The organism is Streptomyces sp. NPDC050121 (genome assembly GCF_044460385.1).
GTDB lineage: Bacteria > Actinomycetota > Actinomycetes > Streptomycetales > Streptomycetaceae > Streptomyces > Streptomyces soliscabiei.
Genome location: NZ_JBITJV010000004.1, coordinates 251,882 through 266,512, shown reverse-complemented (window position 1 = coordinate 266,512; position 14,631 = coordinate 251,882). Strand labels below are relative to the sequence as shown.

Genomic DNA, 14,631 nt, shown 5'->3' with positions numbered 1-14,631 from the left:
GAGGGACGCCGCAACCCCGATGAACTCCGCAACGGTAAGAAACCTGCTCGTGCGGGGCATGCTCGCCGGCCTCGGCGCCGGCGTGCTCGCCCTGATCGTCGCCTATTTCCTCGGCGAACCGTATGTCGACAGCGCCATCGGCTTCGAGGAGTCCCACGCCGCCGGTCACGAGCACGAGGTCGAACTCGTCTCCCGCAGCCTGCAGTCCACCGCGGGGCTGGCCACGGGTGTGCTCCTCTACGGGGTGGCGTTCGGCGGTATCGCCGCCCTCGTCTACTGCTTCGCGCTCGGCCGCGTCGGCCGCTTCGGCCCCCGGGCCACGGCGCTGCTGCTGTCGGGCACCGCTCTGCTCGCCGTGTACGTCGTCCCGTTCCTGAAGTATCCGGCGAACCCGCCGTCCGTCGGCGACGCGGACACCATCGGTAAGCGCACCACCCTGTACTTCCTGATGATGGTGCTCAGTGTGCTTCTCGCGGTCGCCGCCGTGATCGTGGGCAAGCGGCTCGCGCCGAAGCTGGGCAACTGGAACGCCACCGTCGCCGCCGTCCTGGGCTTCGTGCTGGTCATTGGGCTGGCGTACGAGTTCCTGCCCGTCGTCAACGAGGTACCGGCGGACTTCCCGGCCACGCTGCTGTGGCGGTTCCGGCTCTCCGCGCTCGCGATGCAGGTCACGTTGTGGGCCGGCTTCGGCCTGGTCTTCGGTGAACTGGCCGAGCGAGCGCTGCACCCGAAGCCGTCCGGCGTGTCCGCGGGCTCGGCGGCGGCGGCCCCGCACTGACAGGTCCGACACCAAGTTCAACAGCATGGTGCGACACCACGGTTCAACACCCCGAGAGGGCCCGCGGAAGTGTTCGCGGGCCCTCTCGGGTTTCTCGTCATGAGCCGTCGGCGTGCGGCTCGGACGGGTCCAGCGGATGGCCGATCCGCAGGTTCCAGCGGCCGCTTCGCCCACTGATCGTGGTGGCCGTCAGCGGCGGTACGTCGACCCGCCAGAAGGCGGCCGGGGGCGCCCCCAGCACATGGACCACCACGGCTCGTACGACCTCCGGTTCGACGACGGCGAGCGTACGGCCGCCCATGTCCTGGGCCGTCTCCAGCCAACGCCGCACCCGCCCGCACAACTCCTCGACGGACTCCCCGCCATGGGGTGCGGACGCGGGATCGGCGAGCCAGCGGGCCACCGCCTCCGGCTCCCCGGCGCCGACCTCGGCGAGCGTCAGGCCCCGCCAGCGCCCCACGTCCAGCCCCGCGAGATCGGCCGGCTCCGCCGACTGCGCCGCGTCGAGACCGAGCGCGGCCGCCGTCTCCCGGCAGCGCACGCTCGGAGAGGCGACGACCCGCGCGGCCGTGGGCAGGGTTTTGGCCGCGCCCCGGGCCCGGGCCTGCCCGGCGGCGTCGATCGAACCCCCGTCGTCGAAACGGCCCTGCCGCAGCGACGCGTTCGTCGCAGGCGAGACGAAGGTGACACGACTGGTCACTGGGCGGCTCCTCTTGGTCCGGTCACGGCGTGGTCCTGGCGTGGTCCTGATATGCGCTCACCGTGGGCCCAGAAACCGTATGTGCGGGCGGTCGTCGGGGCCGGTGCGGGTGACGCTGGCGCGAACGCCGTACACGTCCGCGACGAGGGTCTCGGTGAGCCCGGACCGCGATCATGCTCCAGTGGCCGGTGCCCCGCCCGTCGCCCTTACCGCTGCGCGTCAGCTCCGGAGTCACACCGGATTCCCTGACCCGCGCACGTACGGATACGCACATGGGTACGACTGGCCTCGGCAAGCTACCACAGCCCCCCGGCCGCACGTCCTGGACTCGCGACGAGTTCGACCTCGAAGCCGTCCTCGTTCTCCAGATAGGCGGCGCAGTGCTGTCGGCCGCCGGCGTAGGGGTGTCGCTCGGGGAACATCAGGCGCCAGCCGTGCTGCGCGGCGTCGGCAGCCAGCCTCTCGACCATGGCGGCGTCGTCGACGTGGAACGCCAGATGGTTCAGCCCCGGGCGGCAACGGTCGTGCTGTTCGGCGGTGAGGGCCGGGGACTGCTCGATGACCAGATAGGTCGCCCCGAGCCGCCAACTGCGCCCACCGCTCCAGCTCTGGAAGAGGGTGTGCCCCAACGCCTCCAGCAGCCAGCCGAACGAGGTGACGGCGCGGTCGAGGTCCGGCACCCACAGCTCGACGTGATGCAGCGTGCCGTGCGTCGGCCGACTCACTTCGCGTCGCCCGCGGTTACCGGACCCGCCGGGCCTCCTGCGCACAGTGCGTGGTCGATCAGCACGCCGGCCGCGTTCTCCCGGGCCAGGATGTGCGCCGGGGTGTCGCCGCGTGCCTCGGACATGGAGACCACGGCGCTTCGGCTGCCGTCGCCGGTTACGCCCAACTGCTGCGTGGGGGAGGGCCCGGCGGGCTGGGCGAAGGCGGTGGTCACCTCGGCGGCGAGCAGCACGGCGACCCCGAGTGCCATGGCGAGGTGCTTTCGCGGAGTGGACGTCATGAGCGCACGCTAGGGCCTGTCCGGCGGATCATGCCGCAGAGGCGGGGAATGGCACGCCCCCCGCTCGGCTTCGCTCGAGCGGGGGGACCCCCATCGCGTCGACGCCCTCCTGCGCCTTGCAGCTGCACGCACCATTCCCCGCTCACCTGCGTCGATCAGGCGCCGCTGCTCTCCTGCGACCTGATCCGCCGGACAGGCCCTGGTTTCGCCGCCGACGGGGGCACGATCCGGCATACCCAGCACGGGCAGGGGGACATCCCCAGCGCGCCCCGGCCCGGGTGCCTTGAGGACAGCAACTGTCCTCATTCCGCGTTAGCTTGCCCTGCATGACGAAGACGACGTCCCCGGCGGCCCCCGTGCTCGGCGCCCGCGCCCTCAACCGCGCCACCCTCGACCGGCAGCTGTTGCTGCGTCGCTCGTCGCTGTCGGCCGGGGCCGCCGTCGAACACCTGCTCGGACTTCAGGCGCAGAACGTCAAGCCGCCGTACTACGCGCTCGCCGCCCGCCTCGACGGCTTCGTCCCGGAGAAGCTGTCGACGCCGATGGCCGGCCGCGAGGTCGTCCGCATCGTCAGCATGCGCTCCACCATCCACGCCCATACCGCCGACGACTGCCTGACCCTGCGGCCGTTCGTCCAGCCTGCCCGCGACCGTGAGCTGACGTACTTCCGCAAGGGCCTGGCCGGCGTCGACCTCGACCGGCTCGCCGTCCTCGCCCGCGACCTCGTCGAGAGCGAACCGCGCACCATGAAGCAACTGCGCGAAGCGCTCTGCGTGGAGTGGCCGGACGCCGACCCCCGGTCCCTCGCCGTCGCCGCCCGGTGCCGGCTGCCCCTCGTCCAGGTCACCCCGCGCGGGTTGTGGGGCAGGAGCGGGCAGGTCGCGCTGACCACCGCCGAGCACTGGCTCGGCCGGCCCGCCGCACCGGCGCCCGCGCCGGACGATGTCGTCCTGCGCTACCTGGCCGCCTTCGGCCCGGCCTCCGTCAAGGACATGCAGACCTGGGCCGGCCTGACCCGACTGCGCGAGCCCTTCGAACGACTCCGCCCCCATCTGCTCACCTTCCGCGACGAGCACGGCGTGGAACTCTTCGACCTCCCCGACGCCCCCCGCCCGGACCCCCAGGTCCCGGCCCCGCCGCGCTTCCTCCCCGAGTTCGACAACCTCCTCCTCTCCCACGCCGACCGCACCCGAGTCGTCCCGCCCCAGTACTGGGGCCGCAGCTGGCAGGGCAACCAGGCCTACTGCACGCTCCTCGTCGACGGCTTCCTGGCGGGCCTGTGGAAGCTGGAGCGGGACGCGCTCGTCATCGAGCCCTTCGGCCGCCTCACCAAGGCCCAGCGGGACGAGGTGACAGAAGAGGCCGAGCGGATGCTGTCCGCGATGCACCCGGGCCGGCCCCACGACATCCGGTTCGCCACCGTCGTACGCCCCTGACGCGAAGGGGGACGTCCCGGTCGGGGACGACCCCGAAACAGGCCGAAGCCCCCACCGGTGAGAGGTGAGGGCTTGGATAGGGGGCGCTGCGGGCCGCTCGTGGAGGCTCGCAGCGCCCCCCGGTCTTTCCCTGAGGGGTACTCAGGAGGTTCTTGGGGGCGACCCGGTGACTACGCGTTGACCTGCGCCGTCACCAGGCTGGAGAAGGTGGTCAGCCGGGTGTACACACCCGGGTGACCGGCCTCCGCGCAGCCCTCGCCCCAAGAAGTGATCCCTGCCAGGACGCCCCCGATGAGCAGGGGACCGCCGCTGTCGCCCTGGCAGGTGTCTGTGCCGCCGGAGGTGTATCCGGCGCAAACCATGTCGGACTTGACGTAGTCCGAACCGTAGGAGCTCGCACAGCTGGTGTCGGACACGATCGGGACGGTCGCGGTCCGCAGCTGGTTGGAGGAGCTGCCGTTCTCCGAGGTGGTGCCCCAGCCGATGATGCGGGCCGTGGTGCCGGCCGCGTACACGCCGGTCTGGGACGAGGAGACATACGACGCCGTGGTGTACGGCATCGCCGTCGACAGGGTCAGGACGGCCACGTCGTCGCCGTTGGTGGCGTCCGTGTAGTCCGGGTTGATCCAGATCTTGCTCACCCGGCTGACCGTGCCGTTCGTGCCGTTGAGGTACGTGCGCCCACCGACGACGCGCACGCTGCTCGTGGTCTCGCCGACCATGCAGTGGGCGGCCGTGACCACCTTGGTCGCAGAGACGAGGGTGCCGCCGCAGAACTGGTTCTGCGAGGCGTCCGTGATCTGCATCATGAACGGGTACGTCGTGGTCGTGGTCGTCGTGCCGCCGACGATCGGCTGGGGCGCTGCGACAGCGGTGGGGGCGCTGAGCAGTGCGGTCGCTGCCGCGGCGGCGGTCGCCGCGAGGACGGCGGCGGTTTTCTTGGCGCGGTTGAGCCCGAACATGGAACTCCTCGGTGGAGATGGCCGGTGGGGGGTCGCGCGGGTGTGGGGGTGAGCACGGGGGTCGCGGGACCGACCCCCGTGTGCCCGGGCGAGCGGCACGTCCCTTACGCTAGGACCCGGAACCCGCTCGTCCCAATGAGGGAACCCCCTAGGGGAGTTGGGGCAGGGAAAACCCTCGGTCGCCCGGGGAACCCACAGCCGCCGCCGATGGGGCCGCCTGAGGGAGCCCGCCGCGCGGGGCGGAGACCCAGGAGAAGCCCACTAAGGGTAGATAGCCCCTCAGGGGCGGTTGACCCGCGGATTCCTCACTTCGCGTGACGCCCTGCCGCCAGTCGGACGATGTCCACCCGGGAACGGATCCCCAGCTTGCGGTAGACCCGGGTCAGGGTCGCCTCGACCGTCTTGACGCTGATGAACAGACGCGCCGCGATCTCCCGGTTGGTCGCGCCCTCCATGACGAGCGCCGCGACCTGACGCTCCATCGAGGCCAGGCCCTCCAGGGCGTCGGAGGCGGGCGAGGGCTGGGCGACGGCGACCGGCTGTGCCTGCCCCTCCGCCGCGGCCGCGTCCACCTGACGCAGCCAGGGCAGGGCCCGGCACCGCCGGAACAGCCGCGCCGCCTCGTCGTACGACGTCGGTCCCGGGACCGTCCCCGGCCGCAGGGTGCGCAGCCGGGCCAGCGCGAACGTCGCCCGCGCCTCCTCCAGGCCGTACCCCAGCTTGGCGAGCCGGTCCTGCACCGACGTCAGCCGGGACAGCGCCGCCTCGTGGTCGCCGAGCGCCGCCCGCACCAGCGCCTCCGACCGGTCCAGCACCGCCAGCACGCTCTCGCGGCCCAGCCGCAGCGCGTGTTCGCGCGTCACGTCGATGACGTCCTGCGCCTCGCCCGGCTCGCCGACCCGCACCAGCGCCTCGGCGAGGTCGCCCTGCCAGCGGCCCCGCGCCGGATCGGTGATGCCCAGGCCCTGCTCCAGCTTCCGCACCCGACGCAGCGAGCCGACCGCGCCCGCCGCGTCCCCGGCCACCAACTGGGCGTGGCCGAGGGCGGCCAGGGCGCGGGAGACGTACATCTGGTCGCCGTCCTCCTCGGCGTGCTCCGCCGCCTCCCGGGCCAGCGCCAGCGCCCGGTCGACGTCACCGCCGGAGGCCTCGGCGAGGGAGGCGAGCATCGCGGAGGCGCCCAGGCCGATGCCCGAGTCCCGGGCCAGCCTGAGGCTCTCGCGGGCCAGGTCCAGGGCGCGCCCGCAGTGCCCGGAGCGCAGTTCGGTCTCGGCGAGGAAACGCTGGAAGTGCACCTCGCTCTCGACCATGCCGCGCCGGCGCACCTCGCGCAGCAGCGCGGTGATGGTCGACCGGGCCTCGGGCAACTGGTCGCTCATCAGCAGCCAGCGGAACCGGGCCGCGCCGACCCCGTTGTGATGGCAGGCCACATACGGGTCCTGAGGCTCCTTCAGGGCCCGCTTGATGGTCGCGGGGGCGTTCGGATGGCCCATCAGGGCCTCGGTGTGCCCCTGGAAGGACAGCGCCATCAGCTCGGTGCGCCGGTCGCCGCCGCGTGCGGCCAGCTCCGCCGTGTGCGCGGCCTCCTGCCGGGCCTGCGCGAAGTCGCCCTCGACGATCAGCTTGCGCCAGGCCAGCCGGTAGTGGACCAGGGCGAGCAGCCGCGGGTCGTCGCCGGCGTCGGCGAGGGCCTGCGGGAAGACGGCGTCGACCTCGCCGAGGGACTGTCCGGCGGCCTCGATCACCACCTCCCAGGCCCGGATCCGCTCGGCGGGCACGGTCGCCCGGGTCAGCACCTCGCGCGCGATGTCCCGGGCGAGATCCACCTCGCCGGCCGTGATGGCGTCCTCGGCGGCCTGCAGCCGCCGGTCGTCCGGGGCGGGGACGCCGTCCGGCGGGGTGTGCCGGGCGGCCAGCAGCCCGAGCGAGGCGGCGACCGACGGGGCGCCCCGGTCCCGGGCCAGGGCCGCCGCCTCGGCGAGCCGGGCGGCCACCTCCGGGTCGGTGCCGGTGGTGGCCAGGGCGAGGTTGCGGGCCCGCTCGATCGGGTCGGAGGCGGCCGTGGAGAGCGCGGCGTGCGCGGCCCGGCGTTCCTGCGCGGGCGCCTCCGCGTACAGCGCGGCCGAGATCAGCGGATGCGCGAACCGTACGGCAGGACCCTCCGGCTCCGTCGCCAGCAGCCCGAGCGCCGCGGCCTGCGCGGTCTCGGCCTCGGCGTTCTCCCGGCCGGCCGCGTGCAACAGGGCCAGCGTGGGGCGGGCGCCGGCGCTGGCCACGAGCAGCGTGCGGCGGGCTTCGTCGGAGAGCATGTCGAGACGGCTGAGCACCAGGGCGCGCAGCGAGGTCGGCACCGGCAGCGGCTCGCCCGGGCGGGGCGGGGTCGGGTTCTCGCCGAGGGCGCGGCCGAGCTCCAGCGCGAACAGGGGGTTGCCGCCGCTGGTGCGGTGGACCTCGCGGACCGTCGAGCGGGGCAGGTCGGTGTAGCCGCGGTGGTCGAGCAGCGCGGAGACCTGGGCACGGGAGAGGGGGTTCAGCCGGACGGCGAGGGTGTCGGGCGGGGACGCGCGTAGATGACGGTCGTACTCCTGGCCCTCCGTCCGCACCGCGCACAGCAGTTGGACGGGGGTGTCGCCGAGGCGGCGGGCGGCGAAGCCGAGGAGTTCGGCGCTGGCCGAGTCCAGCCACTGGAGGTCGTCGGCGACGAGCAGCACGGGGCCCGCGGCGGCGAGGGCGCGCAGGGCGGACAGCACGGCCAGACGCAGGGCGAGACCGTCGCGTTGCAGCGTCGACTCGCCTCGGCCGGTGAGCGCCGACTCCAGCGCCGTGCGCTGGGCGGCGGGCAGCCTGTCCGAGATCTCGTCGAGGACCAGACCGAAGAGATCGGCCAGGGCCAGGAACGGGAGGTGGGATTCGGACTCGGTCGCCGAGCAGCGCAGCACGGTGCGCGCCGCCTCGCCGTAATCCGCGGCCAATGCCCGCAGCACGGTCGACTTTCCTATTCCGGCGGGGCCGTGCAGCAGCACACTGCCGCCGCGAGACAGCTGCTCACGGGCGGCCGTGAACAGCTCTTCCCTGCCGATGACCAGGTCGGGGCGGCATCTGGCAGGCTCCTTGAACTCCCGTCGCACGGTCACCGCTCCCCTCCGAGTGTCGTGTCCTGGCCAAATTCTAGGCAACGACTCTTTGAAATTCGGAGACGCGGCGTGGTGAGGGATATAACAACGTGACGCATGGGGAAATTCATGACGGCTGCGCGTGAATGGTCTCTTGTCGTGAGGCACCTCCCTGGCTTGATGTGATCGCTGCTCCCGGCATCCTGCACGCTCCGCGCTACAGCCGTGTTGCGCGCCCCCGCTACGGCAGCAGACCCGCCCTGCGGGCCAGGACCACCGCCTCTCCCCGGGTGTGCGCGCCCAGCCTGCGCATCGCCGACCTGAGATACCCCTTGACGGTCTCCGGGCGCAGCCCCAGCCGCTCGGCCGTGGCCGCGTTCGTCGCCCCCGCCGCCACGCAGGCCAGCACGTCCAGCTCGCGCGCGGCGAGCGTGACCTGCTCGGCGTCGCCGCTGCCGGAGGTGAGCAGCCCGCAGGCGTCGAGGAGCTCGGCGCGCAGCATCGGGTCGGTGATCCGCGGAGCCAGGGCGCGCAGGGCCGCGTGCGCCTCGCGCACCTGCTCCCAGCCGGCCGCAGCGCCGGCCCCCGGACCGGCCTCCGGACCGGCCTGCCGACCGCCGCCCGGGCCGGCCACGCCGCCCGGGGCGCCCGGCCGGGCCGCCGTCAGCAGCTCGCGCGCCTGGTCCCGGGCCACCAGCGCCTGCTCCACGTCCCGCGCCACCTGCACGGCCGCGGTCAGCGTGCGGTCGCCCAACGGCTGCGCCGTGCGCAGGGCGCCGTACAGCACCCCGCGCACCCGGCGCCGCACGATCACCGGGATCGCCAGCACCGAACGCAGCCCCTCCTCGGCGACGGCCGCGTCGTACTCGTGGCTGATCTGCCGGGACAGGGAGTAGTCGCTCACCGCGCACGGACGGGCCAGCGCGACGGCCTTGCCGCCGAGACCGTTGCCCGAGGTCACCGCCAGTCCGCGCAGCGCGAGACCCCGCGCGCCGCTGAACTCACTGATCCGCATCTGCCGGCGCCCCGGCTCGACCAGGCCGCCGAAGGCGACCGGCAGCCCCGTCGCGCGCCGCAGCCGCGCCAGTGCCCCGCGCATCTCCACCGTTCCGGCCGCGTCTGCTGCCACGTTCTCGCCCTTTCCGTGCGGCCTGGTACCGCACACCCCCGTTCGGGGGTAGTGAGACCTGCACCACGGATTACACGATGGCAGAGAGCCGCCCGGCAATGGTTCGGCACCACGGGAGTATGCCGCCAAGGCGCACCGGAGAAGCGTTCCGCGGTAACGACCGACAGAGCAAGGAGGACAGATGACGACGGCGACGGGGCGTTTCCGCAGAGCCCGCGACTTCCTGCTGGCACACCGCGAGGACTACACAACCGCTTACGAGCGTTTCGAGTGGCCCCGCCCCGAGCACTTCAACTGGGCCCTCGACTGGTTCGACGTCATCGCCGACGGCAACGACCGCACCGCCCTGCACATCGTGGAAGAAGACGGTTCCGAAACGCGTCTCACCTTCGCCGAGCTGTCGGAGCGCTCCGACCGGATCGCGAACTGGCTGCGCGGCCGTGGGGTCGCCGCCGAGGACCGGATCCTCGTCATGCTCGGCAACCAGGCCGAACTGTGGGAGACGGCGCTGGCCGCGATGAAACTGCGCGCCGTCGTCATCCCGGCCACCCCGCTGCTCGGCCCCGCCGACCTGGCCGACCGCGTCGAACGCGGCCGGGTCCGCCACGTCCTCGTGCGGTCCGCGGACACCGGCAAGTTCGACGAGGTCCCGGGCCGCTACTCGCGCATCGCGGTCGGTGGCGCACCCGAGGGCTGGCAGCCGTACGAGGACGCCTACACCGCCCCGGCCGGCTTCACCCCCGACGGTCCCACCCTCGCCGACGATCCGCTGATGCTCTACTTCACCTCCGGCACGACCGCCCGCCCCAAGCTGGTGGAGCACACCCACACCTCGTACCCGGTCGGGCACCTGGCGACGATGTACTGGATCGGGCTCAAGCCCGGCGACGTCCACCTCAACATCTCCTCGCCCGGCTGGGCCAAGCACGCCTGGTCCAACCTCTTCGCCCCGTGGAACGCCGAAGCAACCGTTTTCATCCACAACTACACCCGCTTCGACCCCGCCCGGCTGATGACGGAGATGGACCGGGCGGGCGTGACGACCTTCTGCGCGCCGCCCACCGTCTGGCGCATGCTCATCCAGGCCGACCTCACCCAGCTGCGGATCCCGCCCCGCGAGGCCGTGGCCGCGGGCGAGCCCCTCAACCCCGAGGTCATCGACCAGGTGCGCCGCGCCTGGGGGGTGACCGTCCGGGACGGCTTCGGCCAGACCGAGACGGCCGTGCAGATCGCCAACAGCCCCGGACAGGAACTGAAGACCGGCTCGATGGGCCGGCCCAGCCCCGGCTACCGGGTGGAGCTCCTGGACCCGGTGTCCGGCGCGCCGGGCGCGCAGGAGGGCGAGATCGCGCTCGACCTGTCGGCCCGGCCGGTCGGCCTGATGACCGGTTACCACGGCGACGCCGACCGTACGGCGGAGGCGATGGCCGGCGGCTACTACCGCACCGGTGACATCGGCAACCGCGACGAGAACGGTTACATCACCTATGTCGGGCGGGCCGACGACGTCTTCAAGGCCTCCGACTACAAGATCAGCCCCTTCGAGCTGGAGAGCGCGCTGCTGGAGCACGAGGCGGTCGCCGAGGCAGCCGTCGTCCCCGCCCCGGACGAGCTGCGCCTCGCCGTGCCCAAGGCCTACGTCGTCCTCGCCGAGGGATGGGAGCCGGGCCCCGACACCGCGAAGGTGCTGTTCGAGCACTCCCGCCAGGTCCTCGCCGCCTACAAGCGGGTCCGCCGCCTGGAGTTCGCGCCGCTGCCCAAGACCGTCAGCGGAAAGATCCGCCGGATCGAGCTGCGCGAGGCGACGGCCGCCGGCTCGACGGCGGAGTACCGCGAGGAGGACTTCCGGTGAGCGGGCCGTCGTCCCCGCAGACGTCGGGGCAGACCTCTGGGCAGACGTCGGGTTCCTCGTACGCGCACGGGACGAGCGCCACCGCGCTGCTCGGGGACACCATCGGGGCCGATCTGGACCGGACCGCGGCGCGCTGGCCGGACCGCGAGGCGCTGGTCGACATGGCGTCCGGGCGGCGCTGGACGTACACCGAATTCGTGGCGGACGTCGACCGGCTGGCCTGCGCGCTGCTCGCGAGCGGGGTCGCCAAGGGCGACCGGGTGGGCATCTGGGCCGTCAACTGCGCCGAGTGGGCACTGGTCCAGTACGCCACCGCCCGCATCGGCGCGATCATGGTGAACATCAACCCGGCCTACCGCACCCACGAGGTCGAGTACGTCCTCAACCAGGCCGGAATCTCGGTGCTGTTCGCCTCGCTCATCCACAAGACGAGCGACTACCGGGCGATGGTCGAGGAGGTGCGCCGCAACTGCCCGAAACTGCGGGAGACCGTTTACATCGACGATCCGAGCTGGGCGGCGCTCATCGCGCGCGGCACGCTCGAACTGCGTGCGGAACTCGTGCTCCGGGCACAGGAGTTGTCCTGCGACGACCCCATCAACATCCAGTACACCTCGGGCACAACGGGCTTCCCCAAGGGGGCCACCCTCTCCCACCACAACATTCTCAACAACGGTTACTTCGTCGGCGAGTTGATCGCCTACAGCGAGCAGGACCGGATCTGCGTCCCGGTGCCCTTCTACCACTGTTTCGGCATGGTGATGGGAAACCTCGCGGCCACCTCGCACGGCGCCTGCATCGTCATCCCGGCCCCGTCGTTCGACCCGAAGGCCACGCTGCAGGCGGTCCAGCAGGAGCGGTGCACATCGCTGTACGGCGTCCCGACGATGTTCATCGCGGAGCTGAACCTGCCCGACTTCGCGACCTACGACCTCTCCTCGCTGCGCACCGGCATCATGGCGGGCTCGCCCTGCCCGGTCGAGGTGATGAAGCGGGTCGTCGCCGAGATGAACATGGCGGAGGTGTCGATCTGTTACGGCATGACCGAGACCTCGCCCGTCTCCACCCAGACCCGCCGCGACGACGACCTGGAGCACCGCACCAACACCGTCGGCCGCGTCCTGCCGCACCTCGAGGTGAAGGTGATCGACCCTGTGAGCGGGGTCACCCAACCCCGGGGCGTCTCGGGCGAGTTGTGCACCCGCGGCTACAGCGTGATGCTCGGATACTGGAACGAGCCCGAGAAGACCGCCGAGTCGATCGACGCGGGACGCTGGATGCACACCGGGGACCTGGCGGTGATGCGCGAAGACGGCTACGTCGAGATCGTCGGCCGCATCAAGGACATGATCATCCGCGGCGGGGAGAACATCTACCCGCGCGAGATCGAGGAGTTCCTCTACGCCCACCCGAAGATCAGGGACGTCCAGGTCGTCGGCGTCCCGCACGAGAGGTACGGCGAGGAGGTTCTCGCGTGTGTGATCCCGCACGACGCGGCGGACCTCCTGACCCTGGAGGAACTGCGCGCGTACTGCGAGGGCCGGCTGGCGCATTACAAGATCCCGAGCAGGCTGCAGATCCTGGACGCCTTCCCGATGACCGTCTCCGGGAAGGTGCGCAAGATCGAACTGCGGGAGAAGTATCGAACCGCTTGAGACGCACCGTATGAGAAACACGGTCGTTGGCGGTTACTGCCCCGGGCAGCGGTTACCTACCCCGGTAGCGGTTGCCGCCTCGGGCGTCGAGGGCGTCGGCGAGCGCGTTGACCGGCTGTGGAGTGCCCGCGAGGTCCAGCACGAAGAGCGGGACGTGCAGTTGGTCTGCGCGGGCGCGGGCGTCTGCGTCGTATCCGGCGAGGGAGAAGTAGACGCAGTCCGCGGACTCCGTCATGGCCGTCAGCCACAGACACTCCACGTCCCGCAGTGAGGCCGGGCGCACGCTCGGGTCCACCTGGACCAGGAGCCCGCGGGCGGCCAGGCCGATGCCGCAGGTGGGCCGCTGGTCGGCCCGCCGTATGCCCTCGTGCCCGAGCCAGTTCAGGTACAGGGCGGTGGCCTTGACCGCGTCGAGCGCGGTGCGGATGGCGACGGGCCGGAAGGCGGGCCGTCGTGCCGCCGGTGCGGGCGCGGGCGCCTGTGCCGGTTCCGCCTCCGGTGCCGGCGCTGTTTCCGGCTTGGGCTCGGCCACCGGGATCCGTAGCGTTGTTCCGCAGGCGCAGCCGAACTCCGGGCGGGGGAACTGGTCACGGCGGCCGCAGGCGCGGCACCGCAAGGCGATCCACTCGTCGTCCCACGCCCGGTGTGCGACGGCCGTCGGCGCCGTCCGCCGGTCGAGCACCGGCGTGACGGGGGAACCGCACGCACACGGGTAGGACGGCGCGGTGTAGAGGCGCTCGCGCCGACAGGCCGGGCAGCGCACCGGCACGCTCTCGGGCATGGCCCCCATCGTCCTCCTTCGGCCCCCGCTTGTCCGTCTCTTGAGCGGAATCCGGCAGCTGAACCAGTTGAAGCAGCTGAACCAGCTGGACCAGTTGAATCAGGCGAAGCAGGAGTAACTCCATGGCTCGTATGACCGCTGCCCGCGCGGCAGTCGAGATCCTCAAGCGTGAGGGCGTCACCAGTGCGTGGGTCGGCCTTCGCCACTCCCAGCGCCGCCTCGGCTGCAAGGCGATCCGGGTGACGGACCCGGCCGATCTGGGCGCGGCCTTCGAGCAGGCCAGGAAACTCGCCGCGGAGTTCCAGGTGCCGGTCGTCGTGGAGGCGATCCTGGAACGCGTCACCAACATCTCGATGAGCGGCACCAACGACATAGAAACGTCGTGGAGTTCGAGGAGATCGCCACTGAGCCGGAGCACGCGCCGACGTCGATCAGAACGCTGAAGGTCTGACCCGCCTGACCCGCCTGACCCGTCTGGCCATGGAGGCCAGAGTCTGCCCGAGAGGACGTAAGAGGCCATGGAGAAGGGGCGCCCCCAGGAACCTCCGGAAGGAGGGGGCGCCCCTTGTTTCTGCTGGGCTCAGTCCGTGCCGCCTCCGCCGCAGGAGTACATGAAGCCTCCCGTGCCGCCGCCTCGGGGAGCGCGTCGGTGGAAACCCTTGTCCGCCACCTCCGCGCGGGCGGTCAGCCCCGCCCGCAGGGCGAAGCGCGCGGCCAGCACGCTCAGGGCGGCCTCCCCGTGCAGGGCCACCGCCATCAGGATGTCGTCCGACGGCAGTCCCTTGCGGTCGGCCGGCAGAGTCGGCAGGGGATGTTCCAGGCGAAGGGCGCTCAGCGTGCGCCGGGCGGTACGGGTCCGGCGCGGCGGGAGAGAACGCAGCATGCCGGCCGCCACGAGCCCGGCGCGCAGCTCCGCGAGCGCCCCGTGCACGTCCGGTCGGGACTCCAACTCCGGGATGCTCACGAACCGTTGGAGTGTCGCGTACACAGCCGCGGGCAGGGGAGGGAGGTCGTCGCCCGCGTCCTCGGAGGGCGCCGTCCCCGTCGCCCGGATCCTCCCAGGCCGGCCCACCTCGATCAGTCCCCGCAGATGCAGGGCGAGCACGGCCACCGTGACCGCGGCCCCGGAACCACCCCGCAACAGCGCGACCTCGTACGGCTCCAGCCGGACCGACGTACCACCGCTCATGTCATCACCCCCGTGGCGGGGCCCGCCGCC

Annotated in this window: 12 protein-coding genes and 1 pseudogene; 5 read left to right on the top strand and 8 right to left on the bottom strand. The window is 72.2% G+C overall.

The genetic code is table 11. The annotated features are described in order from the left end of the window. Positions 1-19: 19 nt before the first annotated feature. A complete protein-coding gene (locus ACIBTS_RS08330; RefSeq protein WP_399317550.1) occupies positions 20-778 on the top strand; it encodes a CbtA family protein in 759 nt (252 codons plus the stop codon). Positions 779-875: 97 nt separating this feature from the next. On the opposite strand, the gene ACIBTS_RS08325 is transcribed toward ACIBTS_RS08330, so the two are convergent. The 3 genes from ACIBTS_RS08325 to ACIBTS_RS08315 form a co-directional block, all read right to left on the bottom strand. Then, complete coding sequence (locus tag ACIBTS_RS08325) at positions 876-1,478, bottom strand: histidine phosphatase family protein (RefSeq protein WP_399317548.1); 603 nt, start codon at positions 1,476-1,478, stop codon at positions 876-878. A 296-nt stretch (positions 1,479-1,774) separates the two neighbouring features. Continuing rightward, entirely contained in the window at positions 1,775-2,203 is a 429-nt protein-coding gene (locus tag ACIBTS_RS08320) for a VOC family protein (protein ID WP_399317546.1), read from the bottom strand. Beyond that, entirely contained in the window at positions 2,200-2,484 is a 285-nt protein-coding gene (locus ACIBTS_RS08315) for a hypothetical protein (RefSeq protein WP_399317544.1), read from the bottom strand. Before ACIBTS_RS08315 ends, ACIBTS_RS08320 begins: the two co-directional genes overlap by 4 nt. A 326-nt stretch (positions 2,485-2,810) precedes the next feature. Between ACIBTS_RS08315 and ACIBTS_RS08310 the strand changes: the two genes are divergently transcribed. After that, on the top strand, positions 2,811-3,920 hold the full coding sequence (locus ACIBTS_RS08310; RefSeq protein ID WP_399317542.1) for a winged helix DNA-binding domain-containing protein: 1,110 nt from the start codon (positions 2,811-2,813) through the stop codon (positions 3,918-3,920). A gap of 170 nt (positions 3,921-4,090) precedes the next feature. Here ACIBTS_RS08310 and ACIBTS_RS08305 read toward each other — a convergent pair whose 3' ends face one another. From ACIBTS_RS08305 to ACIBTS_RS08295, 3 genes are all read right to left on the bottom strand, one after another. After that, positions 4,091-4,882: a S1 family peptidase gene (locus ACIBTS_RS08305; RefSeq protein ID WP_399317540.1), complete on the bottom strand. Its 792-nt coding sequence runs from the start codon at positions 4,880-4,882 to the stop codon at positions 4,091-4,093. 305 nt (positions 4,883-5,187) lie between these two features. Beyond that, positions 5,188-8,016, bottom strand: a complete 2,829-nt coding sequence (locus ACIBTS_RS08300; RefSeq protein ID WP_399317539.1) for an ATP-binding protein — start codon at positions 8,014-8,016, stop codon at positions 5,188-5,190. 220 nt (positions 8,017-8,236) lie between these two features. Further along, positions 8,237-9,124 (bottom strand): response regulator transcription factor, encoded by an 888-nt coding sequence (locus tag ACIBTS_RS08295; protein WP_399317537.1) that lies wholly within the window; start codon positions 9,122-9,124, stop codon positions 8,237-8,239. A 181-nt stretch (positions 9,125-9,305) separates the two neighbouring features. Between ACIBTS_RS08295 and ACIBTS_RS08290 the strand changes: the two genes are divergently transcribed. Continuing rightward, entirely contained in the window at positions 9,306-10,976 is a 1,671-nt protein-coding gene (locus ACIBTS_RS08290) for an AMP-binding protein (RefSeq protein ID WP_399317535.1), read from the top strand. Further along, the gene (locus ACIBTS_RS08285) at positions 10,973-12,631 is read left to right on the top strand and encodes an AMP-binding protein (RefSeq protein ID WP_399317534.1); all 1,659 of its coding nucleotides are present in this window, start codon (positions 10,973-10,975) and stop codon (positions 12,629-12,631) included. Before ACIBTS_RS08290 ends, ACIBTS_RS08285 begins: the two co-directional genes overlap by 4 nt. A gap of 52 nt (positions 12,632-12,683) precedes the next feature. Here ACIBTS_RS08285 and ACIBTS_RS08280 read toward each other — a convergent pair whose 3' ends face one another. Then, entirely contained in the window at positions 12,684-13,421 is a 738-nt protein-coding gene (locus ACIBTS_RS08280; RefSeq protein ID WP_399317532.1) for a hypothetical protein, read from the bottom strand. A 209-nt stretch (positions 13,422-13,630) separates the two neighbouring features. On the opposite strand from ACIBTS_RS08280, the pseudogene ACIBTS_RS08275 reads away from it, so the two are divergent. Beyond that, positions 13,631-13,863, top strand: a pseudogene (locus tag ACIBTS_RS08275) (glyoxylate carboligase); the annotation flags it as partial. A 129-nt stretch (positions 13,864-13,992) separates the two neighbouring features. Here the strand turns inward: ACIBTS_RS08275 and ACIBTS_RS08270 are convergent. Further along, positions 13,993-14,601 (bottom strand): TIGR04222 domain-containing membrane protein, encoded by a 609-nt coding sequence (locus ACIBTS_RS08270; RefSeq protein WP_399317530.1) that lies wholly within the window; start codon positions 14,599-14,601, stop codon positions 13,993-13,995. Positions 14,602-14,631: the final 30 nt, after the last annotated feature.